This is a genomic window from Anaerotignum sp. MSJ-24, assembly GCF_018918145.1.
Classification (GTDB): Bacteria; Bacillota; Clostridia; order Lachnospirales; family Anaerotignaceae; genus Metalachnospira.
In genome coordinates this window covers 30,507-54,119 of record NZ_JAHLPX010000005.1, presented here as the reverse complement: position 1 = coordinate 54,119, position 23,613 = coordinate 30,507, and the positions used below count along the sequence as shown (strand labels likewise).

The 23,613-nt window shown below is 38.3% G+C and carries 22 protein-coding genes and 1 tRNA gene; 7 read left to right on the top strand and 16 right to left on the bottom strand.

The features are described 5' to 3' along the window. Nucleotides 1–98: 98 nt before the first annotated feature. From KQI66_RS04635 to KQI66_RS04625, 3 genes are all read right to left on the bottom strand, one after another. Nucleotides 99–1,022: a pseudouridine-5'-phosphate glycosidase gene (locus KQI66_RS04635; protein WP_216427516.1), complete on the bottom strand. Its 924-nt coding sequence runs from the start codon at nucleotides 1,020–1,022 to the stop codon at nucleotides 99–101. Next, nucleotides 1,019–2,119 carry a PfkB family carbohydrate kinase gene (locus KQI66_RS04630; RefSeq protein WP_216427515.1) on the bottom strand — a complete coding sequence of 367 codons (1,101 nt, stop codon included), beginning with the start codon at nucleotides 2,117–2,119 and terminating at the stop codon, nucleotides 1,019–1,021. Before KQI66_RS04630 ends, KQI66_RS04635 begins: the two co-directional genes overlap by 4 nt. A 364-nt stretch (nucleotides 2,120–2,483) precedes the next feature. Beyond that, nucleotides 2,484–3,392 carry an MBL fold metallo-hydrolase gene (locus KQI66_RS04625; RefSeq protein WP_216427514.1) on the bottom strand — a complete coding sequence of 303 codons (909 nt, stop codon included), beginning with the start codon at nucleotides 3,390–3,392 and terminating at the stop codon, nucleotides 2,484–2,486. Between the two features lie 255 nt (nucleotides 3,393–3,647). Here KQI66_RS04625 and KQI66_RS04620 point away from each other — a divergent pair, with 255 nt between their 5' ends. The 5 genes from KQI66_RS04620 to KQI66_RS04600 all read left to right on the top strand — a co-directional run bounded on the left by KQI66_RS04620 (nucleotide 3,648) and on the right by KQI66_RS04600 (nucleotide 8,511). Continuing rightward, on the top strand, nucleotides 3,648–4,844 hold the full coding sequence (locus tag KQI66_RS04620) for an ABC transporter substrate-binding protein (protein WP_216427513.1): 1,197 nt from the start codon (nucleotides 3,648–3,650) through the stop codon (nucleotides 4,842–4,844). 108 nt (nucleotides 4,845–4,952) lie between these two features. Further along, nucleotides 4,953–5,834, top strand: a complete 882-nt coding sequence (locus tag KQI66_RS04615) for a branched-chain amino acid ABC transporter permease (RefSeq protein WP_216427512.1) — start codon at nucleotides 4,953–4,955, stop codon at nucleotides 5,832–5,834. Nucleotides 5,835–5,844: 10 nt separating this feature from the next. After that, entirely contained in the window at nucleotides 5,845–6,972 is a 1,128-nt protein-coding gene (locus tag KQI66_RS04610) for a branched-chain amino acid ABC transporter permease (RefSeq protein ID WP_216427511.1), read from the top strand. Next, nucleotides 6,972–7,820: an ABC transporter ATP-binding protein gene (locus KQI66_RS04605; RefSeq protein WP_216427510.1), complete on the top strand. Its 849-nt coding sequence runs from the start codon at nucleotides 6,972–6,974 to the stop codon at nucleotides 7,818–7,820. The genes KQI66_RS04610 and KQI66_RS04605 overlap by 1 nt, the downstream gene beginning before the upstream one ends. Then, a complete protein-coding gene (locus KQI66_RS04600; protein WP_216427509.1) occupies nucleotides 7,807–8,511 on the top strand; it encodes an ABC transporter ATP-binding protein in 705 nt (234 codons plus the stop codon). Before KQI66_RS04605 ends, KQI66_RS04600 begins: the two co-directional genes overlap by 14 nt. A 78-nt stretch (nucleotides 8,512–8,589) precedes the next feature. Here KQI66_RS04600 and KQI66_RS04595 read toward each other — a convergent pair whose 3' ends face one another. Beyond that, complete coding sequence (locus KQI66_RS04595) at nucleotides 8,590–11,166, bottom strand: translation factor GTPase family protein (RefSeq protein ID WP_216427508.1); 2,577 nt, start codon at nucleotides 11,164–11,166, stop codon at nucleotides 8,590–8,592. 79 nt (nucleotides 11,167–11,245) lie between these two features. Continuing rightward, the gene (locus KQI66_RS04590) at nucleotides 11,246–11,392 is read right to left on the bottom strand and encodes a hypothetical protein (protein ID WP_216427507.1); all 147 of its coding nucleotides are present in this window, start codon (nucleotides 11,390–11,392) and stop codon (nucleotides 11,246–11,248) included. A 98-nt stretch (nucleotides 11,393–11,490) separates the two neighbouring features. Between KQI66_RS04590 and KQI66_RS04585 the strand changes: the two genes are divergently transcribed. Beyond that, complete coding sequence (locus tag KQI66_RS04585) at nucleotides 11,491–12,159, top strand: copper amine oxidase N-terminal domain-containing protein (protein WP_216427506.1); 669 nt, start codon at nucleotides 11,491–11,493, stop codon at nucleotides 12,157–12,159. 156 nt (nucleotides 12,160–12,315) lie between these two features. On the opposite strand, the gene KQI66_RS04580 is transcribed toward KQI66_RS04585, so the two are convergent. From KQI66_RS04580 to KQI66_RS04530, 11 genes are all read right to left on the bottom strand, one after another. Beyond that, nucleotides 12,316–12,403: transfer RNA gene (locus KQI66_RS04580), tRNA-Ser, on the bottom strand. A 67-nt stretch (nucleotides 12,404–12,470) separates the two neighbouring features. Further along, nucleotides 12,471–13,550 carry a Cof-type HAD-IIB family hydrolase gene (locus tag KQI66_RS04575; RefSeq protein WP_216427505.1) on the bottom strand — a complete coding sequence of 360 codons (1,080 nt, stop codon included), beginning with the start codon at nucleotides 13,548–13,550 and terminating at the stop codon, nucleotides 12,471–12,473. Nucleotides 13,551–13,642: 92 nt separating this feature from the next. Continuing rightward, on the bottom strand, nucleotides 13,643–14,329 hold the full coding sequence (locus KQI66_RS04570; RefSeq protein WP_216427504.1) for a DUF4446 family protein: 687 nt from the start codon (nucleotides 14,327–14,329) through the stop codon (nucleotides 13,643–13,645). 14 nt (nucleotides 14,330–14,343) lie between these two features. After that, nucleotides 14,344–15,219 (bottom strand): ParB/RepB/Spo0J family partition protein, encoded by an 876-nt coding sequence (locus tag KQI66_RS04565; RefSeq protein ID WP_216427503.1) that lies wholly within the window; start codon nucleotides 15,217–15,219, stop codon nucleotides 14,344–14,346. Continuing rightward, nucleotides 15,219–15,992, bottom strand: coding sequence for a ParA family protein (locus tag KQI66_RS04560; RefSeq protein ID WP_216427502.1), 774 nt, complete (start codon nucleotides 15,990–15,992; stop codon nucleotides 15,219–15,221). The genes KQI66_RS04565 and KQI66_RS04560 overlap by 1 nt, the downstream gene beginning before the upstream one ends. 180 nt (nucleotides 15,993–16,172) lie before the next feature. After that, nucleotides 16,173–17,870: an arginine--tRNA ligase gene (gene argS / locus KQI66_RS04555; protein ID WP_216427501.1), complete on the bottom strand. Its 1,698-nt coding sequence runs from the start codon at nucleotides 17,868–17,870 to the stop codon at nucleotides 16,173–16,175. A gap of 61 nt (nucleotides 17,871–17,931) precedes the next feature. Beyond that, complete coding sequence (gene phnE / locus KQI66_RS04550) at nucleotides 17,932–19,455, bottom strand: phosphonate ABC transporter, permease protein PhnE (protein WP_216427500.1); 1,524 nt, start codon at nucleotides 19,453–19,455, stop codon at nucleotides 17,932–17,934. Continuing rightward, complete coding sequence (gene phnC / locus KQI66_RS04545; RefSeq protein WP_216427499.1) at nucleotides 19,448–20,206, bottom strand: phosphonate ABC transporter ATP-binding protein; 759 nt, start codon at nucleotides 20,204–20,206, stop codon at nucleotides 19,448–19,450. Before phnC ends, phnE begins: the two co-directional genes overlap by 8 nt. Nucleotides 20,207–20,220: 14 nt before the next feature. Then, on the bottom strand, nucleotides 20,221–21,273 hold the full coding sequence (locus tag KQI66_RS04540; RefSeq protein WP_216427498.1) for a PhnD/SsuA/transferrin family substrate-binding protein: 1,053 nt from the start codon (nucleotides 21,271–21,273) through the stop codon (nucleotides 20,221–20,223). 171 nt (nucleotides 21,274–21,444) lie between these two features. Beyond that, nucleotides 21,445–22,050 carry a hypothetical protein gene (locus KQI66_RS04535; protein WP_216427497.1) on the bottom strand — a complete coding sequence of 202 codons (606 nt, stop codon included), beginning with the start codon at nucleotides 22,048–22,050 and terminating at the stop codon, nucleotides 21,445–21,447. Continuing rightward, nucleotides 22,034–22,519, bottom strand: a complete 486-nt coding sequence (locus tag KQI66_RS04530) for an RNA polymerase sigma factor (protein ID WP_216427496.1) — start codon at nucleotides 22,517–22,519, stop codon at nucleotides 22,034–22,036. Before KQI66_RS04530 ends, KQI66_RS04535 begins: the two co-directional genes overlap by 17 nt. A 148-nt stretch (nucleotides 22,520–22,667) precedes the next feature. Between KQI66_RS04530 and KQI66_RS04525 the strand changes: the two genes are divergently transcribed. Beyond that, nucleotides 22,668–23,606: an alpha/beta fold hydrolase gene (locus KQI66_RS04525; protein ID WP_216427495.1), complete on the top strand. Its 939-nt coding sequence runs from the start codon at nucleotides 22,668–22,670 to the stop codon at nucleotides 23,604–23,606. The last annotated feature ends 7 nt before the right edge of the window (nucleotides 23,607–23,613 follow it).

The following is a 23,613-nucleotide window of genomic DNA, read 5'->3' as shown; positions in this document are numbered from 1 at the left end:
GTTATAAATAGACAATTACAAAAATCTGTTTACGTCTGATACCACAAAAGCCTCCGCAGTTCATTACGGAGGCTTTCTGTATTTATATGATATTCAAATTACTTTTCAAGCTTTGCAAGCTCAACAGCGATTTTACTTGCAGCCTTAGCATTGTTATATGCAAGCTGAAGGTTTGATGCAAATGAAACGCCTTCTGTCATATCTTTGATATGGCTGAGAAGGAAAGGTGTTGTGTCTTTACCGTGGATACCCTGTTCCTTAGCAAGTTCAAGAGCCTTAACGATAACCTTTTCCATTTCGTCATAGTCAAGAGCATATTCATCAGGAATAGGATTGCCGATTACGAAGCCGCCCTTAAGACCGAGATCCCATTTTGTCTTAGCAATCTTAGCGATTTCTGCTTCTGTTTCTGCTCTGTAATCAAGCTTGAAGCCGCTTGTCTTGCAGTAGAATGCAGGGAATTCGTCTGTTCTTAAGCCAAGTACGGGAACACCGAATGTTTCAAGATATTCAAGTGTAAGGCCAAGGTCAAGAAGTGATTTTGCACCTGCGCAAACAACTGCAACCTTTGTGTTAGCAAGCTCCTGAAGGTCTGCACTGATGTCCATTGTTTCCTGAGCACCTCTGTGAACACCGCCGATACCGCCTGTTGCGAAGATTTTGATTCCTGCCATTTCAGCAATCATCATTGTTGTAGCAACTGTTGTAGCACCTGTCTTGCCTGTTGCAAGATAAACAGCAACGTCACGACGTGAAACCTTACCTACGTTTTCAGCCTTGCACATGATGTCAAGCTCTTCTGATGTAAGACCTACCTTAAGCTTGCCGCCGATGATAGCTGTTGTTGCAGGGATAGCACCTTCTGCTCTTACGATTTCTTCTACTTTATGAGCGAACTCTACGTTCTGAGGGAAAGGCATACCATGGCTTAATATTGTGCTTTCAAGAGCAACAACAGGTTTGCCTTCTTTGATTGCCTGTTCAATTTCGGGTGTGATTGATAAATAATCTTTCTGTGTCATATTTTTCTCTCCTTTAAAATATTTTCAATAAGTGAAACACTCATATTCGGGTTAATTGTTTTTTCATGTGAAATAGCCACAATTCCGGCGGCAAGACCATAATCGATAGTTTTATCTAATGTAAATGCGTTAATATAGCTATATATAACAGCTGCCATAAATGCATCACCGGCACCGGAAGCATTGACCATATGCTCGACAGGTGCAAGCTTTCTTTCGATATGCTTGCCCTCTCTATCCATATAAAGACAGCCGTCTGCGCCAAGACTGATAAAAATTCTCTTCAGTCCCTTATCAAGTATCTTTTCGGCAGCCTTATAAAGATCCTTTTTGCTTTTGATTTTCATGCCGCTTAATATTTCTGTTTCAAGTATATTAGGCTTTGCGGTATGGAACTTACCTATAAAGTCAACTATTGTTTCGGCATATGCACATGAAACCGGATCGACAAAAACAGGTATTGTATCTGAATAAAGGTTAAGTATTTCCTCCATTACATCAGGATGAAGAGCAGGATCGCAGGTGATAAGTCTGCTTCCTTTTATAATGCTTGATTTTGAATGGATAAAATCAACTGTCATTTCCTGAAGTACCGACATATCAGACAGAGCAACAAACATATCTCCGTTTTCATCAAGAACCGATATATATGTAGATGAAGCATGATCCTCAACCTTAAGTATGTGACTTATGTCAATTCCGGCAGAAATACATTCGTTTCTTATTTTATCCGCATAAACGTCGTTTCCGACAGCGGTTATAAGCTTTACATTTCCGCCCAGTCTTGCGAAGTTTTCCGATACGTTTCTTGTAACGCCTCCGGCAGAGGTATTCATATGTCCCGGATTACTGTCATGTAAATTTATTGCTTTTTTGGATTTTCCATGCACATCCACATTGGCAGCACCGATACCTACTATATAGTTACCGTTATTTATGATATAACCTCTTCCGATGAGGTAACCTTTTTTCTGAAGGTTTGCAATATGTACGGCAACCGAGCTTCTTGTTATGCCAAGCATTGACGCAAGCTCATTCTGTTCTATGGTAGGCTTTGTTTTTATTATTTCAAGTATTTCATGTTCTCTCGGAGTCACTTTTTCACCACCAATATAAATATTTAAACTCTAAGCTTGTGTTTATTATATCATCAGTTGTTTAATCCGTCAACATATTTTTAGATAATTTAATATTCAATTCGGTTAAAATTAAAAATAACAGGCAATCGAATTTGACAACTGCCTGTTTGTATTTAAGGTTTGATTTATTTATTACATTATTGATTATTATATATTGATTTTTGCTACATATTTTTCTTTATACAGGTTATGTTATATATGGTAAAATATACATAACGTCTGATTTTCCTATATTATTTTACAAAATGTATAAATTTAATAAATTTTCCTCTTCTGATTTGTTGATTCACTATTAAAATAATTAATTACCGCAATAAAGTTTTTAAAGTACTTTATATCTTATATAGCCCTTTTCATAATATGCCTGAATTTCTCCGCATTCCTCAAGATACTGCACATAAGGCTTTACCATTCCGTGAAGGTCAAAGAAATAATATCTGTTCGCTACCTTTATATTCATCAAAGTCAAGACTGCGGCAGCAATATCATCAAAGCACATTCCGTCCTCAATATAACCATGGATTATTTCAGCTCTGCTCTTAAGATATTCAATATTTGCCTCTACCTCATCGGCTATACTTTCGCTGTCGCAAATGCCTCTGTGCGAAATTATGTATTTATCACATTTCATTGCGGCGATTTTTCTCTTTGACTCAAAATCAACGGCAAAATTGCAGGCATAAGGTATTTTTGCCTTGACTATTTCGTCCTTTGACATAAGGGCATCTCCTGCCATCATAACATTATCGGGAGTTATAATGGATATATGCGAAGGGCTGTGTCCCGGAGTATGCACAATCTCAAAATCCGCACCCAAAATATTTATCTTTTTCTCCCAAGGCGTTATAAAAACATCAACCCGGCTGGTCATTTTAACAAGAGCGTCCTTCACCTCTTCATAGGCAACACCGGTATGCTGTATTCTCATCGACTCAACACTCATACAATCATAAGCTTCAGAGCCATACATATATATTTTACAGTCATATTTTCCTGCTAATATATTATTATTTCCTATATGGTCAAGGTGTCCGTGTGTCGCAATTATTGCCTTTACATTAAGCTGAAAACCGTCAAGAACGTGCATAATGCACTTTGTTTCCGGTCTGCCATATGCAAGTCCGGTATCTATCATAACAATATCATGTTCATTAAGTCTGTATACCGCCATAAGAGTTGCACCGGTATCAATACACCACGTATTTCCTTTTACGCAATAAAAGTTATCCATATATTAATCCTCCGAATATTTCGATATATTTAGATAATATAACACTTTTCGTCATATTTTTTCAAGTGCCACGAAATCTCTGGCTTTCGTGCTATTTTTACATATTTTTGCTCATTTAGCATAATTATTTTGTATTATAACTTATTAAATTAAAGTATTGCATTTAATCATGTATTAATGTATAATAATTTCGTAAATCACATGGACATTTGTTCATAGTGTAAACACAAAAACATAATATTGGAGGAAGAAAGTATGAAGAAATTTTTATCAATCGCTTTATCTGCATGCCTCGTTATGGGTGCACTTGCAGGATGCGGAAGCAGCAGCTCAAGTTCTACATCATCAGGAAATGACGCATCAGCTTCCGGTGACAATGTAATTAAAATCGGTGTATTCGAGCCTCAGACAGGTGAAAACGGAGGCGGCGGTCTTCAGGAGGTTTATGGTATCCGTTACGCTAACCAGGTTTATCCTACAGTTGAGGTCGGCGGAACAGAATACACAATTCAGCTTGTAGAAGTTGACAACAAATCAGATAAGACAGAAGCCGTTACAGCAGCTCAGAAGCTTGTTTCAGAAGGCGTTGTTACTGTTCTCGGTTCATACGGCTCAGGCGTTTCAATCGCTGCCGGTGATATTTTTGCAGAAGCAGGAATTCCCGCAATCGGCTGCTCATGTACAAACCCTCAGGTTACAAGCGGCAACGAATGGTACTTCCGTACATGCTTCCTTGATCCTTTCCAGGGAACTGTAATGGCTAACTATGCTATCCAGAACGGATACAAAACAGCTGCTGTTATTACACAGCTCGGTGATGATTATTCATCAGGTCTTGGTTCATTCTTTAAGGCAGCTTTCGAAAAGCTCGGCGGAACAATCGTTTCTGAAGAACAGTTCCAGACAAACCAGTCAGACTTCAAGGCTATCCTTACAAACATCAAATCAGCTAACCCTGAATTTATCTTTGCTCCTTCATCAATCACAACAGCTCCGCTTATCCTTAAGCAGGCTCGTGAAATGGGTATCACATCAGTAATCGCTGCCGGAGATACATGGGAAAATGCAACAATCATCGAAAATGCAGGTGCTGACGCAGAAGGCGCTGTATTCTCAACATTCTATGATGAAGCTGCTCCTGCAAACGACGAAGCTGCAGCTTTCGTTGACGGTTTCAAAGCTTACCTTACAAGCATTGGTGAATCAGACATTATCCCTGCAGTTTCAGCTCTCGGATATGATGCTTACATCACAGCCGTTCAGGCTATCAAAGATGCTGATTCAGTTGATCCCGCAGCAATCAAAGATGCTCTCAAGAACGTACATGTAGAAGGCGTTACAGGTGACATCACATTTGATGAAAACGGCGATGCTAATAAGGATATGGCTTATATCAAGACTATCAAAGACGGTAAAATCGTATTCTTAACAACAACATCAATCGATGAGTAATAAATAAGTGAATTTTAAGTGGGGAGAGTCTTCTCTCCCCACTAATTTTTTTAAAATCAGTTTAAATTTTTAAGTAAGAAAGAGAACAACCAACAGGGGGCTTTATTTATGAGTATATCAACAATAATTCAGCACTGTCTGACAGGCATTTCTCTGGGTGGTGCTTACGCACTTATCGCCATTGGTTACACAATGGTTTACGGTATATTGCGACTTATTAACTTCGCACATGGTGATATATTCATGATGGCAGGTTATTTTATGATTTTCGCAATGGCAAGCTTTCCTTGGTATATTGCTATACCGATAACGCTTTTGGCAACAGTTGCCCTTGGCGTAGTTATCGAAAAAGTTGCCTATAAGCCGTTACGTACAGCTCCGAGAATGTCTATTATGATTTCGGCAATCGGTGTTTCATATCTGCTTCAGAATCTTGCAACATATCTTTTCACAGCTCTTCCTAAGGGCTATCCCGAAATACCCGTACTCAAAAAAATATATCAGTTCGGCGATGTATCCGCATCTCTCGTTACATTCATAACTCCGGTGCTTACAATCGTCCTCGTTATCATACTTATGCAGCTTATAAATCATACAAAAATGGGTATGGCTATGCGTGCCGTTTCAAAAGATTATGACACAGCACAGATAATGGGTATCAAAATAAACAACGTAATCAGCTACACATTCGTTATCGGCTCGCTTCTTGCCGGTATCGGTTCAATACTTTATTTCACAGACCGTATGACCGTTTATCCTTACAGCGGCTCTCTTCCCGGTCTTAAGTGCTTCGTAGCTGCCGTTCTCGGCGGTATCGGAAGTATTCCGGGCGCAGTTGTCGGCGGATTTATACTCGGTGTCGGTGAAACAATACTTACTGCCGCAGGATATTCAACATTCAGCGACGCATTTACATTCGTACTTCTTATAATAATGCTTTTATTCAGACCGACAGGTATATTCGGCGAAAAAGCAACAGACAAGGTTTGAGGTGATTACTATGAAAAATATACAGACAGTTTCACCAAACAAAAAAAGAAATTTGGTTTTATCAATCGTTGCACTTGCTGTAATTGTTGCCATACTTTTCTATCTTGACACAAACAAGGCACAGCACAGCTATGCAATATCAATTATCGAAAGAAGCCTTATATACGCCGTTGTAGCCGTATCAATGAACCTTCTTACCGGATTTACAGGTCTTTTCTCTCTCGGTCAGGCAGGCTTTATGGCTATCGGTGCATATACAGTTGCCATATTAACAATTCCCGTTGATGTACGTCCCAGTGTATACTACATGAGCGGTATAAGCCCGATAATAGCAAATCTTCATATGCCGTTCTGGGCTGCTCTTATACTCGGCGGTGTTTTAGCGGCAGTTGTTGCAGCACTTATCGGTATTCCCGTACTCCGTCTTAAGAGCGACTATCTTGCAATCGCAACACTCGGCTTTGCCGAAATCATCAGAGCGCTTCTTGCTTGTCCTCAGATGGACAGAATAACAAACGGTTCTTACGGACTTAAAAACATCCCCGGATTTTCCTCTATATTCACTCCGTTTATAATTTCGGTAATATGTATAGGAATAATGCTTTTGATAATAAATTCATCATACGGACGTGCTTTTAAAGCTATAAGAGAAAACGAGATAGCAGCCGAGGCAATGGGTGTAAACTTATTCAAACACAAAGAGCTTGCTTTTATATTAAGCTCATTCTTCACAGGTATTGCAGGCGGACTTCTTGCGGTATTCATGCGTTCAATCGAGGCAAAGACATTCCAGGTATCACTTACATATAACATACTTCTTATGGTTGTTATCGGCGGTATCGGTTCGATAACAGGAAGTATAATTGGTGCATTCCTTGTAAACTGCGGTCAGGAATGGCTCCGTTTCTTCGATACACCGCTTACAATCGCCGGTGTACAGATTCCTCTTTTCCGTACAGGCTTCCGTATGGTTATATTCTCAATACTCCTTATGGTTGTCGTCCTTTTCTATCGTAAAGGTATCATGGGAACATCAGAATTCTCATGGGACGGTCTGGGACGGCTGATACGAAGTATACCGGGGCGGTTCGGAAAAAAACAAAAAGTAAATGCTGAAGAAAGTGGAGGCGATAAATAATGAGCGAAAACGTACTCCATGTAGAAAACGTAACAATGCAGTTCGGCGGTGTTGTTGCCGTAAATAATCTTTCTCTTGATGTAAACAAAAACGAAATCGTTGCTCTTATCGGCCCCAACGGTGCCGGAAAAACAACAGCTTTCAACTGCATCACAGGCGTATATGAGCCGACAAACGGTCTTGTAGCCTTCAACGGAGAAACAATACTCGAAAACCATCCTCAGGGAAAAATGGTTTCAATGTATAAGGGCGAAAATGCAGATAAATATAAACATATAATGCGTAAAACACCCGACCAGATTACAAAGCTCGGTGTTGCACGTACATTCCAGAACATTCGTCTGTTCTCAAACCTTACGGTTTTTGAAAACGTACTTATAGCAAAGCATATGAGAGCAAAGCAGAATATTTTTTCCGCTACTTTCCGTCTTAACATGAAGGAAGAAAACAGAATGCGTAAGGAAGCTATGGAGCTTCTCGATATGCAGAACATGCTTCATCTTAAGGACGAAATTGCTTCTTCTCTTCCCTACGGTCTTCAAAGAAGAGTTGAGATAGCCAGAGCTCTTGCAACCGATCCAAAGCTTCTTCTGCTTGACGAACCGGCTGCCGGTATGAATCCTCAGGAAACACTTGAGCTTACCGATTTTATCAAAGAAATAAAAGAAAATTACAATCTTTCGGTATTTATGATTGAGCATCATATGGATCTTGTAATGCAGATTTCAGACCGTATTTATGTTCTTGACTTCGGAAAAACAATCGCAAGCGGAACACCGGAAGAAATTCAGAACAATCCTCGTGTTATTGAGGCATATCTGGGGGTGAGCAACGATGCTGAAAATTGATAATCTTTCTGTAAACTACGGCGGTATCAAGGCTGTACGAAACGTATCCTTCGAGGTTCCCGACGGAAAGATAGTTACTCTTATCGGTGCAAACGGTGCCGGAAAATCGACTATCCTTCGTACAATAACAGGGCTTGTACATGCGGCTTCCGGCTCAATAACATATGACGGAGAAGAGCTTACAAAGCTTCCTACACACACTATCGTTACAAAGGGCATTACACTTGTTCCCGAAGGACGTCATGTATTTCCCGATATGACTGTTCTTGAAAATCTTAAAATCGGTGCATATTTAAGAAAAGATAATCTTAATGACGATATTGAATGGGTATATTCACTTTTCCCCAGACTTAAGGAAAGAAACTGGCAGCAGGCCGGTACACTTTCCGGTGGTGAACAGCAGATGCTCGCTGTCGGACGAGCACTTATGAGCCGTCCCAAGCTTATTATGATGGACGAACCTTCACTCGGTCTTGCTCCCATCATAGTTAAGGAAATATTCAATATTATAAAGGAAATCAATAAACGAGGCGTTACGATACTTCTTATCGAGCAGAACGCAAACATGGCACTTCATATTGCCGACCTTGCATATGTTCTTGAAACAGGAACCATTGCTCTGCACGGCACAGGCCAAGAGTTGCTTGCAAACGAAAAGGTTAAGGAGTTATATCTCGGAAAAGGTAAATAAAAAAATTAAGGGCTTGTTCAAATCAGATGAACAAGCCTTTTTCATATCCAAATCATGCAGCAAATCCACACAATATCCTTAAGTATTCTGCTCTGTTATAAATTCTCTTATGGCATTCTCGACTGCGTCAACCTCATACTTAAATTCCGATGCGGACACTCTCAACGCACCATGTGCAAGTATAATAAGCTGTTCAAGCCCATCTGATGTTGCAACACGAACCCTATAGTCCTTACCGAGCTGATTTGTTGTTTTTTCGATATACATATCGGCTGTTTCCGCCTCTTTTGTATATACGATTGTTATATTATGATATTTCTCGATTTCGCCGACATTACCTTTAACCTTATATGCATCAAAAACAAGTATCAGATTGCACTGTCTTACGCCCTGATAGTTGCACATAATATTAATCAATCTTTGTCTTGCCGCGTCAAGATTATCCTTTGCAAGCTCCTTCAGCTCGTCCCATGCAAAAATTATATTATATCCGTCTACAAGCAGATATTCCGGTCCATTGGATATATAATCCGTTTTAAGCTTTTTTGCCGCTTCTTTGCTTTTTGCCGAATCCATAGCGGTCCTTAAGTCACGCTTAACCGGGCCGTAGGTTTTTTCAAATATCTGCATAAGCTCCTTATCATCGGCAAGCCCTGCACAATAATCGGATATTCGTTTCCTTGTTTCGGCATTAATCGGTTCTTTTTTCACCGGACTCCATCCGCTGTCAACGTGCATATGCTCACGCACTTCATTCCACTTTACGATAACACCTGCTCCATGTGAACAGAAAACCGAATCTGCCGAATTATACATATCACTGTCGCTGTCATAGCCGATTTCTTCTATTACCTCATCGGCATTATGGCATGGCTCATAGCCCTTAAACACACAGGATATTCTTCCCTTGCCTCTTGTATATTCGATTACCGATTTATGATAATCTCTTATTTCCGAAACAGGTGCACTGCCTTTCAGCACAGAAACCGCACCGGAGGTTTCCGGCGGTGAAAAAGTACCGTTCATTTTCTGTATATCTGACATTGCTCTGCCGATATTGTCGGTCGGAACAGTTATCACAAAGCTGTACCAAGGCTCAAGAAGTATGCTTTCTGCCGATTTCAAACCCTGTCTTACGGCTCTGTAGGTTGCCTGTCGGAAATCTCCGCCTTCCGTATGCTTATTATGGGCTTTTCCGGCAAGCAGTGTTATTTTCATATCGGTTATAGGCGAACCGGTCAGAACGCCGATATGCTGTTTTTCCTCAAGATGAGTCAATATAAGTCTTTGCCAGTTTTTATCGAGCATATCTTCTTTGCATCTTGTAAAAAACTTAAGTCCGCTGCCACGTTTTCCCGGCTCAAGAAGAAGATGCACTTCCGCATAATGTCTTAACGGTTCATAATGGCCTATGCCTTCAACTGCATCGGCTATTGTTTCCTTATATACTATACTTCCCTGTCCAAAGCTGACCGAAATATTAAATCTGTCATAAATAAGTTTTTTAAGCACCTCAGTCTGTATCTCGCCCATAAGACGTATATGGATTTCCTGAAGCTGCTCATTCCAGACTATATTAAGCTCCGGTTCTTCCTCCTCAAGCTGTCTGAGCTTTGACAAAACGGTATGTATATCCGTTCCGTCCTCAATTTCAAGCTTATAAGTCAAAACAGACTCTAAATACGGCGCTTCGGCATCAAGCTCAAAGCCAAGACCTTCGCCGGCATATGTTTTTGTAAGTCCTGTTACGGCACAGACCGTTCCGGCAACAGCCTCATCCAGAGCTGAAAACTTTGAACCGGAATATATCCTTATCTGATTTATTTTTTCCGACCATTTATCTCCGTTTCTGTCGAAACCGGAAAGCATAGCCTTAACCTTAAGACTTCCGCCTGTTATTTTTATATGTGTAAGCCTGTTTTTCTGCTCATCTTCGGTTATTTTAAACACTCTTGCTCCGAAAATATCGCCGTATTCGGGCTCAACGGTATATTTGTCGAGGCAGTCCATAAATTCCTTTACCCCGTCCATTTTGAGTGCAGAGCCGAAACAGCATGGATATATTTTTCTGCTTTTTATTGCCGAGGCAAGCATTTGTATATCTACATCGCCGTTTTCCAAAAAGCTTTCGAGCATTTCTTCATCATATACTGCCGCATTTTCATAAAATTCCGGGGTATTATCAGAGGAAAAATCTATACAGCTTTCCGAAAGGTGTTCCTTAAGCTCCTTAAGAACGGCAGCCTTATCTGCACCGTCAATATCCATCTTATTTACGAATATAAAAGTCGGTATTTCATAATGTGTAAGAAGCTTCCAAAGCGTTTCTGTATGACTCTGGACGCCGTCTGTTCCGCTTATAACAAGCACAGCATAATCCATAGCCTTAAAGGTTCTCTCGGTTTCGGGCGAAAAATCCACATGCCCCGGAGTATCCAGCAATGTTATATGCGTATCCTTATAATCGATAATAGCCTGTTTTGAAAATATGGTTATTCCTCGGCTTCGTTCAAGCTCATATGAATCAAGAAACGTATCTCCATGATCGACACGACCCAATTTTTTTATTTGTCCCGCACAATAAAGCATTCCTTCCGAAAGCGTTGTTTTTCCGGAGTCTACATGTGCAATTATTCCTATCACAAGCTGTTTCATAATATCGTTCCTAACTGTATAATCAAATAATAACTATATTTTAGCCTGTTTGGATATGTTCTGCAAGGAGATAATATAACTACATGATTTTCTGTAAAAGCTCAGCCTGTTTAATACGGCTCAATTCGTCGTAATCCCATTCATGCTCATCATAATTTGTAAAACGTGTAGGCTTTATCTTGGAACTATTGTTCACAAATTTATCCGGTTTACCTTTATTATTCAAACAAAATTAATGAGTACTTGAATTTTAAGTAATCAAATGCTATGCTTATAATATAAAATTTTCTGGAAAATATGGAATATAATATAAGGAGATAATTTATGAAATTTAAAGTTTTTACACTTTCAGTATTAATATCAGCATTAATTTCAACATCTGCTTTTGCAGCTATAAACATTACAGTTGACAACAAACCGCTTACAACTGATGTTTCACCGGTCATAATTGATGGCAGAACACTGGTACCGGTTAGAAGTATTTTTGAAGAGCTCGGTGCAGATGTTATCTGGAACAACGAAACAAAAACCGTTTCAGCCACCAAAGGTGCAACAAATATTGAAATAACACTTGGCTCAAATAATGCCTATGTCAACAATAATGCCGTTATTCTTGATGTTCCTGCACAATCTGTAAACGGCAGAACTATGGTTCCTGCCCGTTTTGTTGCCGAAGCTCTCGGATGTAATGTTAATTGGGATTCAGCCAATCAGCTTATAAAGATAAGTTCTTCAAAATCAACGAACAACAACAATAATGTCAAAAATGAAAACTCAAACAATAATTCTGCGAAAAATACTGAACAGGTACAGGCAAACGACTCTGGCCATCCCGAAAACGCAATTAATACAAACGAAAAAACCGTGTACATTACAGCCAATGGTAAAAAATATCATAGCAATCCTAATTGCAGTAATATGAAATTTCCAAAAGCTATAACATTATCTAAGGCAGAAAGCAGCGGATATACACCATGTAAAAAGTGCTACTGAAAATTTAATTAATAACAGAAAAATAAAATAGATATTTACGAGCCACTTTGTTTGCTTTGACAAAGTGGCTTGTATAAGAGTTTTTTAAGATAAAAATAATATTTCAAATTGAAAATTTGTAAAAAAATAAACCTTGAAAAATCAAGGTTTATAATACGGAGAAGGAGGGATTTGAACCCTCGCGCCGCGCAAACGACCTACACCCTTAGCAGGGGCGCCTCTTCAGCCACTTGAGTACTTCTCCATAGCCTACTGCCTATCTATAATATCATAAAAACAGAGGCGTGTCAAACATTTTATTAAAATTTTTATTATTTTTTTCCGTATTTATTTATCCAGAATTCCTCTTCATCCTCTTTCTTGGTTTTCTGGTTAATATAATCAACAGCAAAACATAATACAAAAGGTATAAGCACTGTTAATATTTGTACTTTATAAGTATCATTTCCATTTATATACATATATCTTATAAATTTCAATGCCTGCATATTAAATGCACTTGCCAAAAGCTGTTCGATTATAAATAAAACCGCAAATATCAATACGGGAAATCTGAATTTATATTTATTTTCGTTTTTTTCAGAGGTATTCAGCATATATCTGTTTATTACCTCGGCTACGGCACTTTCGTCATGGGTATTTTTTGTTATATAATCAGCCACTTTTTTAAGCGGTTCAACCGCATTTCTTACAGCAACACCAAGTCCGGCGGCTTTCACCATGGAAATATCATTAAAGCTGTCGCCCATTGCTATTGTTTCCGACACATCAACACCCATTTTATTCGCAAGCTCCACAAGTACTTTACCCTTGGTAGCCTCAAATGCCGTAAATTCAAGATAATTCGGATTTGAAAAAAACACATTCATTTTTCCTTCAAGCTTTGGTGCAAGCTCTTTTTCTATCTTAAGCAGCTTATCATTCGGGCCGTTAAGAAGCATTTTAGCAAGCTTTCCGTCATAATTCTTTACACTGTCAACAAGAATATAATCTGCATTCAGCTTTTGTATATACATATTTACTCTTTCGGTAACTTTTTCGACTATAAGCTTATCTCCACGGTATATCTGCACGTCAACACCATATTTTTCAGCTGTTTCATACACTATCCCGGCTATACTGTTATCAAAAAGCTTTTCCGAAACAAGCAGTGGCGGAAAGCCTTTATAAACCGCTCCGCCGTTTAAGCATATTATATAGCAATTATCCCAATCAATTTTGAACTGCTCCGCTATATGCTTTACGCTGAAAATGCCTCTGCCTGTGCATATTACTACCTTAACACCGATTTCCGAGGCTTTTCTGATAGCAAGCAGGTTTTCTTCGGAAATTGACAGATCGCTCGAAAGCAGTGTATCATCTAAATCCAAAAAAATCATTTTATAACTCATTTTTACCACCAATCTACCTATAATATAAGAGTTATTCACATTTAACTGTTGATAACCCAGTGTATTTGTGGATAACTCTATGATTTATGTTATTATTTTGTTTGTTTATCAACAGGTCGTGAATTTCTTTTACGCTTTGTTCTTGCCGCCGCACTTTTATAAACCTCAACCTTGTTTTTTATTTCTTCCTCTTTTTCTTTTCTCTTCTTTGCTTTGAGCATTTTTGATGGCTTTTTAGCTGTAACAGTGTTTTTAACAGCCTGATATGCACTGTTTTTAGCCTTATCTATTGCCTCCTGCTCCTCTTTTGACAATATATATGTGCTAACACCAAGCTCAACAGGCTTTGCATAGGTGAATGTACCTGTTCGGCTATGGATACCGTTTATAACAACGCCTGTATTCTCGGCATCGAGTATCGCAATGGCGAAGCAGAGATTTCCGCCCATTTCCTCAAATGGATTATATCTCACAATGCCGACCTTCTGGCAGCAGAACTGCATATTTTTCTCCATATCCTGAACTATTTCAAGCAGTTTGGAATATTTTTCGTCAATAGCATCTGCTTTTCCGACACAATCAATCAAAAGCTTTTCAAGATCAACAGCATTTTTATATTTTTTGTTTATTCCCATAAAGGCTTCATATCTTGACATTGTTTTCTTGTTATTATACATATCTATAACAACAAGCACAATAAACACTATAAGCAGGGCAAGAATTACGGAAATCCACAAATCTAAATTCTGTGCAAAAAAGCTTGTATTTGTTTCATTCATACTATATTACCCCATTATTCTTCAATTTTTGTTATTAATTCGAGAATTCTTTCCAAATCCGCATCGGAATAATATTCTATCTCTATTTTTCCTTTGTTTTTCTTACAATTAAGCTTAACCTTTGTTCCGAAGAGCTCCTTAAGATTTTTCTCTATGGATTTATAGCCTGTTGTATCAAAGTTTACCCTATTATCATTATTTACAGGTTTCTGATTATTATAATTTTTTACGAGAGCTTCCGTCGCTCTTACACTCAGTCCGTTTTCTATGATTTTTTCGGCAATCTGGCACTGTGCGTCCTTATCCTCTATACTGAGAAGCGCTCTTGCATGACCTCCGGTTATCTCATTATTAAGCACAAACTGCTGTACTCTTTCGTCAAGATTGAGTAATCTGAGTGCATTTGTAACTGTAGGACGGCTTTTTCCGACTTTTTGTGCCACTTCCTCCTGGCTGAGTCCGAAAATATCAACAAGCTTTCTATATCCTCTTGCTTCTTCAATTAAATTAAGGTTTTCTCTCTGAAGATTTTCAACAAGAGCTATTTCATATGCCGAGGTTTCGTCCAGATCCTTTATTATTGCCGGAATCTTCTTCAATCCGGCTATTTTTGCGGCTCTCCAACGTCTTTCTCCGACAATTATTTTATAATAATCTCCGTCCTTAGCCAAAACAATAGGCTGAATGACGCCAAGCTGTTTCATTGACTCCGCAAGCTCCTCAAGAGCCGTTTCATCAAATATACGTCTGGGCTGTTCTCTGTTGGGACTAATTTTATCTATACTTATCTCTGTTACACCTTTTTCCTGTATGGAATCGACCTGCTGAGATATAACAGCCTCAAGACCTCTGCCTCTTGAGCCAAGTCCACCCTTTTTAGGTAACGCCATTATTTCCACTCCTTATCTATAACCATTTCTGCCAGAAGTCTATAGCTTTCGGCACCTTTGGATTTTGTATCATATATAGTTATCGGCAAGCCATAGCTCGGTGCTTCGCCAAGTCGTACGTTTCTCGGAATTATAGCACTGTACATATCCGGCTTTAATACCTTTTTAACCTCTTCAACAACCTCAATAGAAAGGTTTGTTCTGCTGTCATACATTGTAAACACAACACCTTCAATCTGGAGGTCTGCATTAAGATTATTCTGCACAAGGCCTATTGTATGGAAAAGCTGTTCCATGCCTTCAAGTGCAAAGTACTCGCACTGAACCGGTACAAGCACTGTATCAGCAGCAACAAGTGCATTTATTGTTACAATTCCCAATGACGGCGGACAATCAATAACAATAAAATCATAATTATTTTTTATTTTTGAAAGATTTTCCTTAACAATACTCTCTCTATCCTCTAACGACACAAGCTCGATTTCCGCACCTGACAAATTCATATTTGAAGGAACAATATCAACATTTTCGGCAACCGTCTGCTGTATTGCATCAGATATAGATATTTCACCCAAAAGTACATTATATAATGTATTTTCAAGCTTATTTTTTTCTAAACCAAGTCCGCTCGTTGTGTTTCCCTGTGCATCGGCATCAATAACAAGCACTTTTTTGCCTGCTTCACCGAGACAAGCCGACAAATTAACAACTGTCGTTGTTTTTCCAACGCCGCCCTTCTGGTTTACAACCGCAATTACTCTTACTTTACTCATAATATACTGCCTCATTTCTTTAACTGCTTTTTATTATGATACCATAGTTTATAGCTAAAAAAAACAGAAATTTATATGTTTCACGTGAAACATTCAATTTTATATCATTTTTTAACATACAAAAGCCTATGTTTCACGTGAAACATAGGCTTAAAATTCGTTTATACTATTTAATTTCAATTACATCTGCTCAGGTGCGTCAATTCCGAGAATTGCAAGTCCTGATTTGATTACTGTTCTTACTGCATCAACAAGAGCAAGTCTTGCGTTCTTGACATTTTCATCATCAGCAAGAATAATATTATCATGATAGAACTTATTAAACGACTGCGCAACATCGACAAGATAACGTGCAATTACAGAAGGCTCATATCTGTTTGCGGCTTCCTTAATTTTATCATTAAATAAAGCTATTGTCTTGCAAACATCTGCCGCCGCATCGTCTGCAAGTACAGAATAATCAATGTTTTCTGCTTTTTTATCATATCCGGCTTTCTTAAGAACACTGCATGCTCTTGCATGAGTATACTGAACATAAGGGCCTGTTTCTCCATCGAAGTTTAACATTCTGTCCCATGAGAACACAATATCCTTAATACGTCCGTTATAAAGGTCATCGAAAATTACTGCACCGATACCAACCTGCTTTGCAACCTCTTCCTTATTGGGAAGGTCCGGATTTTTCTCATCAATAATTCCTGTTGTTTTCTTAACAGCCTCATTGAGAAGGTCTTCCATTAAAACAACCTTGCCTTTTCTTGTTGAAAGCTTGCCGTCTTCAAGGCTTACAAGACCAAAAGGAACATGAACCAAATCCTTTGACCAATCATAGCCCATCTTTTCGATTACCTTGAACCACTGTGCGAAGTGGAGATTCTGATCAATGGCTGTTACATATATACATTTATCGAAATCATATGTTTTCTTTCTATATAAAGCCGCTGTTATATCTCTTGTTGCATAAAGTGTTCCGCCGTCTGTTCTTAATATAAGGCATGGAGGCATTTTTGCATCTTCAAGATCAACAATCATAGCTCCGTTGCTCTCAACAAGAAGATTTTTAGCCTTAAGCTCTTCAACGACAGCATCCATTTTGTCATTATAGAAGCTTTCGCCTGTATAATAATCGAATTTTACTCCGAGCTTTTCATATACTCTTTCAAATTCCTTTATCGAAATATCATAGAACCATTTCCAAAGAGAAATTGCCTCTTCGTCACCGTCCTGCATTTTAACGAACCATGCTCTTGCTCTGTCATTAAGTGAATCGTCTTTTTCAGCCTCTTCGTGGAATTTAACATATATTCTTGTAAGCTCACTGATACCTTTTTCTTCTACTGCCTCTTTACTGCCCCAAAGCTTATACGCCTCGATAAGCTTTCCGAACTGTGTTCCCCAGTCGCCGAGATGATTTATGCCAACGCATTTATAGCCAAGCTTTTCAAAAATATTATATAAAGCACTGCCGATAACTGTTGAACGGAGATGGCCTACATGGAAGGGCTTTGCAATATTAGGTGATGAATAGTCGATAACTATTGTTTTGCCTTCACCTTCGCTGCTTTCGCCATATTTAGCTCCGGCATTATTAACGCTTTCGATTACTGTTTTTGCATAACTGCTTTTATCTGTAAAGAAGTTAATATATGCGGCTACACATTCAATCTTTGTAAAGCTGTCAGAGCCTTCAAGCTTACCACAAATATCAGCGGCAATTAAATTGGGAGCTTTTCTGAATTTTTTTGCAAGCTTAAAACAAGGAAAAGCATAATCACCCATTTCTTTATTTGCAGGAACTTCAATCATTCCCAAAACTTCATCTATTTCCATATCCGCCGCTTTAGCGATAAGCTTTGCAGCCTCATATTTAAAATCCATCAATTTCAATCCTTTCAATATTTGTTAAGCATAATAAATTTATCATATAGCCGAATAAAAATCAAACTATTAATGAATTTAATTTATCTACGAGCAAAATCAATATGACTAAGCCCAAAATATAAGCTCCGGCATAGCTCCAGAGATAGCCGTTCATGGAAAATATAAGCTTTGTGCCTATTCCACCGGCACTTACAAGACCAAGAACAGATGCTTCTCTTAAGTTTACATCAAAACGGTATATCGCAGACGCAAAAAACTTATTTTTTACCTCCGGAAGTATACAGTTGGTTATTGCCGCAGTATGAGAAACACCCATTGACTTAAGTGCATTCGCCGTTTTCATATCAAAGCTGTCCAATGTATTTATGTAAAGCTTTGTACACATTCCGATACTCAATATACCCAATGTCATAACTCCGGCAAAAGCTCCCGGTCCGGTTACTCTTATAAATATAAGTCCGTATATTACAGCCGGCATTGTTCTGATCGCAAGTATAAATATCTTCATTATTCCGGCAGAAAGCTTTCCGCTTACGTTTCGACTGCCCGGAAATGCCAACGGAACGGATATTACCGCACCGATAAATGTTCCTGCGGCCGCTATACATATTGTTTCCAGCATGAGATACGGAACACCGTTTTGTGATGTTGTGAAAATAAGCGACATATCCGGGTGAAGTATTCCGTATATAATGCCTTTAAATACCTTTATTCCCAAATCAGTTATCTGCGGAGCATCTATTGCCGCCATTGACAGCAACGCAACAGCGAGAATAACTATAAATATAATTCTTTTATTTAAAACGGTTGTTTGAACACTTCCGTTTAATATTCTTCTTAAGTAACTGCTTATTGTTTCTATAATAAAAACAACTATAAACAGCATAATCAATATCATGCCGACCTTAGCATAATCGCCCCATGATATTTTTTCATTTAATATAAGTCCCAGACCGCCTGCACCTACATAACCGAGTATTGCCGCATGACGCACATTGCTTTCAAGCACATAAAGACAATTTGAAAGATATTCGGGAAATATATCAATAAACACAGTATTTGCAAAAGCCTTTGTTTTTCCTATTCCTGCGGAAACAAGTGCATCCATGGTTTTATGCGACTGCTGTTCCGCATCCTTCCATGTAAGTCGCGCAATAATTCCGAAGGTATACAAGGCTATTGCAAAAGCTCCGGCAAAGGAGCCTATTCCGAAAATAAACGATACCGCAAGAGCAATTATTAAAACAGGTATCGCTCTCAATATATTTATTACCGCCTTCAATAAACCGCACAGCCATTTCGGTGCAACGGTGTTATAGGCACAAAACGGAGCAACAATCAATGCCAGAAGTGAACCGATAAAGGTTCCGGCAAATGACATTTTTATTGTTTCAAGCAAAGGAGATATTATTTTCCCCAAATAGCCTGTATCCGGCGGAAACATTTTTCCTATAATAACAAAAAACTGACTGCCACGGCTTATGAGCTTTGGTAAGCTGAAGCCGGTAAACCAAAACGAAAAAATAACAGCGGCGGCAATCAGAAATATTGTAATTTTGTTTCTATTCTCTGATTTAACCATTGCTGTTATCCCTTCTGTATATATCCTCTTTTATTTCAGCCGTTAAATTTTCCGGCTTTCCTTCATATATAATCCTTCCGCTGTTAAGTCCTATTATCCAGTCCGAATATTTAACAGCCTGTTCAATATTATGGCTGTTCATAATGACTGTTATATTTTTTTCCTTTTGCAAGCTTTTCATAAGCTCCAGCACATCCTCCGCATTGGCCGGATCAAGCGATGCCACAGGCTCATCTGCAAGAAGAATATTTCCGCCCTGCATAATCGCCCTTGCTATTGCGGTTCTTTGCTGTTCACCGCCCGAAAGGCTGTCAGCAGGCTGATTTATTTTTTCAGCCATACCGACTCTTTCGAGTATTTCCGCAGCCTTGGCTTTTCTTTCCGTACCGAAAATACCGAATACTGCGGAAAACAAATTCATATCAGCAAGACAGGCATTAAGAACATTCTTAATGACAGTACTGCTCTTTACAAGACAGAAATCCTGAAATATCATACAAATATTTTTTTGAACCTCTCTTTTTTCCTTGCCCTTAAGAGAGGATATATTTTTTCCGTTAATTTCGACCTTTCCGCCATCAACGGAAATCATACCGTTAATCGACCTCAGAAGCGTTGATTTTCCGGCACCGCTGGGACCGATTACCGACACAAAGCAGCCTTCCGGTATTTTAACGGAAATGCCGTCAAGTGCATATTTTTTTCTGCCGTTAAGCGTATATTCTTTTTTTAAATCAGTAATTTCTATCACAATATCAAATCCTGTTATTCAGCGTTTACTATTAATTTTTCAGCTTCTCTTTCTCCGTCATAATCCGAAGAATCAGCCCATTCGTAACCCTTGTGTGAGAAAGTTTTATCAACTATTTCAAGACCTGCGTCTGTTTCACCAATTTCAATCATAGCCTCGCCGAAAGCCTGTTTAAATTCGTCTGTCATTATGGGAGAAGCCTTACTTACACATATTGTATCATTATAAATTCCTTTTGTCACGCCGAGTATATTTGTTTCTGTCCAGATAGGCTCTGTTCTTCCGAATTCGCTTGTCCACTGGTCAGCATATTTATACTGCATATGAGCAAAACCAACCATAATATCAGCCTGTTCCGAAGCAAGTCTTGCTATTGATGTGCTGTATGAATCGGCCTGAACAACATTGCTTAAATCACTGATTGTTTTGCCATAGTTATCATAGAGCCAAAGTGAAGGATAAATATATCCCGATGCAGATGATGCACTCATTACGGACCATGTTGCAGAATTAAGGTCGTCCCATGTAAGCTCTTCACCGTTATTTACCTTAGCGGCAAGCTCCTGTCCCTTTGCACTGGGGCCTGCAATGATTATTGATTTATAGTATTTTGACATCTCATCTGTATATTTTCCTTCTGTTCCGTCATTCCAGTCGGCCGGATTATCGGAATCCTTGCTGTATGCCGCACGAAGAGCGGTAAGAAGTACATCGCAGTCCTCATCATAAAGCACATATGTACCACCGGAAATAAAGCCTGCGTCGGCTGTTCCGGCACTTAATGCCTCTCCGACTGCCTCGTATGACGCACCTACTGTAAGATTAATATCCTTCACATCATAGCCCTTTTCAAGAAGCTTTTCCTGTAAAAGTCCTTTAAGAGGTTCTGTTTCGGCAAGCATTGTTTCCGATGCATCATAAGGTGCAAACGCAATGTTAAATTCATCAATAACCTGAACATCTACGGCTGTGGTGTCAGAAGTCTGCTGATTATTTGATGATGAGCAGGCTGACATACCTATTGCACAGGTTACAGCAAGTACAACTGCCAATAATTTTTTCTTCATTTTTATTATCTCCTTCTGTTTTATAATCGAGTACAAAAAAAGGCACACGAAAAACTACACCCAAGGTGGTGTACCCCTTCATGTGACCTTCACACTCTGTTGATATTATATTAAATATATGTTAAAAAGTCAATTAAATACAGGCTTTGAGACGATTTTTCAATATTACTTTTACCACGGAATAGTTTTTTCACTTTTAGCATTTTCAAGCCATTCTGCATTTGTTTTCCCGTCGCTTTCAATATTAACTCTTGCGGAATACCCTCCTGTCCAATCGCCGTCAATATTTTTAATATACTCGGCATAGCCATAATCCTTAATATTATCAGAATTTAATCCTACAAGCCATATATGTGTATTGCCTTCATCATCTGTATACTCATATTCGAATGCAGTAGTTTCGGATATTTTGTCGGTAATATCAATTTTTTCATCATTAACAACAAAATAAATTTTTCCATCATCTATTTTTACGGGCTCGGTCAGATTATCCGTATGTAATATTGAAATTGATGATGTTTCTCCGTTCTCATCTACCTCCTGTGTAATTTCAAGATTATTGCCCCAGCCAAAGATTTTATTTATAATCTGATAGTTATGAGCATAAACCGTTGCTCCTACTCCGAACATAGCCAAACAACATGTACATACTGCCATTATTTTTTTATTGAATACTCTTTTATTTTTCATATCTTTATCTACCTCCAAAGAAATATTTTCGGAGGCATGAAGAGCCGAAAATGCTCGCTTATATTTTTCCTTATTCGTCATCGTCAATCCATTCCTCCCGTAAACTCTTTTTAAGCAGCTTTCTTCCTCTGTTCAACCGAACCTTTATATTGCTTTCAGTTAAATTAAGTATTTGTGCAATTTCTTTTACAGAATAATCCTCATAATAAAACAGATGTATAACTATCCTATATTTTTCGGGCAGTTTCATAACCTCTTTAAATAAATTTTTTTCCTCCGGTGTTTTAAAAACTAAGCTTTCTATATAATCTTCAAGCGGAACGCTTTTTCTTCGCCAGAAGGATATATTTATATTTTTAGCTTTATTGATTACTACCCTTAAAAGCCATGCACGAATATGCTGCTCATTTTCAAACTGCTTATCAGTTGTGTAGTACTGAATAAATGTATTTTGAACGGCATCATCTGCATCTGCCGAGCTTTTGCATATATTAAAAGCTGTCGCAAACAGATTATCCTTATACTTTTTCATCAGTATTTCAATTTTCATTCTCATGAGTGATCCCTCATATTCTATATTCTTTAAAAGGCCTTTCACTAATAATACAAAAAATAACTCAAAAAGGTTACAGAAAGAAAAAATTAATAATAAAATGTTTTATTTTTCCGCCGTTTTATGCAATAATAATTATGAGGTGATTAATTTGAAAAATAAAAACATCAAATCATCAGCAATACTCGGAACACTGCTTTTTGCACCGCTTGCGGTAAACAAGCTTATATTTTATTTAACCGAAAAAATAAATATGTTCAACGAAGCAGAAAACATATACGAATGGCGTCTGGGAAAAATCGGATACAGCGTAAAAGGAAATGGCAAACCGCTTTTACTGATACACAATGCTTTTCCAGGATCATCATCTGAAATATGGGGCAAAAACACAAATGAACTTGCAAAAAGCTACAAGGTATATACACTCGACCTTCTTGGCTACGGAACATCGGAAAGAGTAAACACAACCTACACTGCTTACACCTTCGGAAAGCTTATAAACGATTTTATAAGCGACATAATACAAAAACCGACAGCAATATGTGCAGTAGGCGAAGGTGCAATGTTTGCGGCTGTTGCATATAAAATAAATCCGGACAATTTCAAAAGATTTATTTTGATAAATCCCAACGGAATATCAGACAAAATCACAGACAACAGCGATACAAAGAAAAGAAAATTATATGAGCTTCCGGTAATCGGCGAAAGCATATATCTTTATAAAATGACAAAGCACCGCATACGGGATATTTATAACGACAGACTTTTTTCTTCCGAAAAGAGCAAAAAATATATAGCCGACAATATTTATGTATCAGCACATATCGGCGGTGGCAACAACCGATTTGTATATGCTTCATATATTACCGGCTTTATGAACATGGACATTAAGGATTATTTATCCGAAATAACTATACCGACCATGGTAATATGGGGTGAAAAATGCAAAACAAATCCCATAGCCAATATGGAAACGATAAAGCAACTTATTCCAAACGGCGAATTTGCAGTATTTGAGGAAACCGGAGAGCTTCCTAACTATGAAAATCCGACAGCCTTTAATTCGGTTGTAAAAAACTTTTTAAAGTAATCGGCAT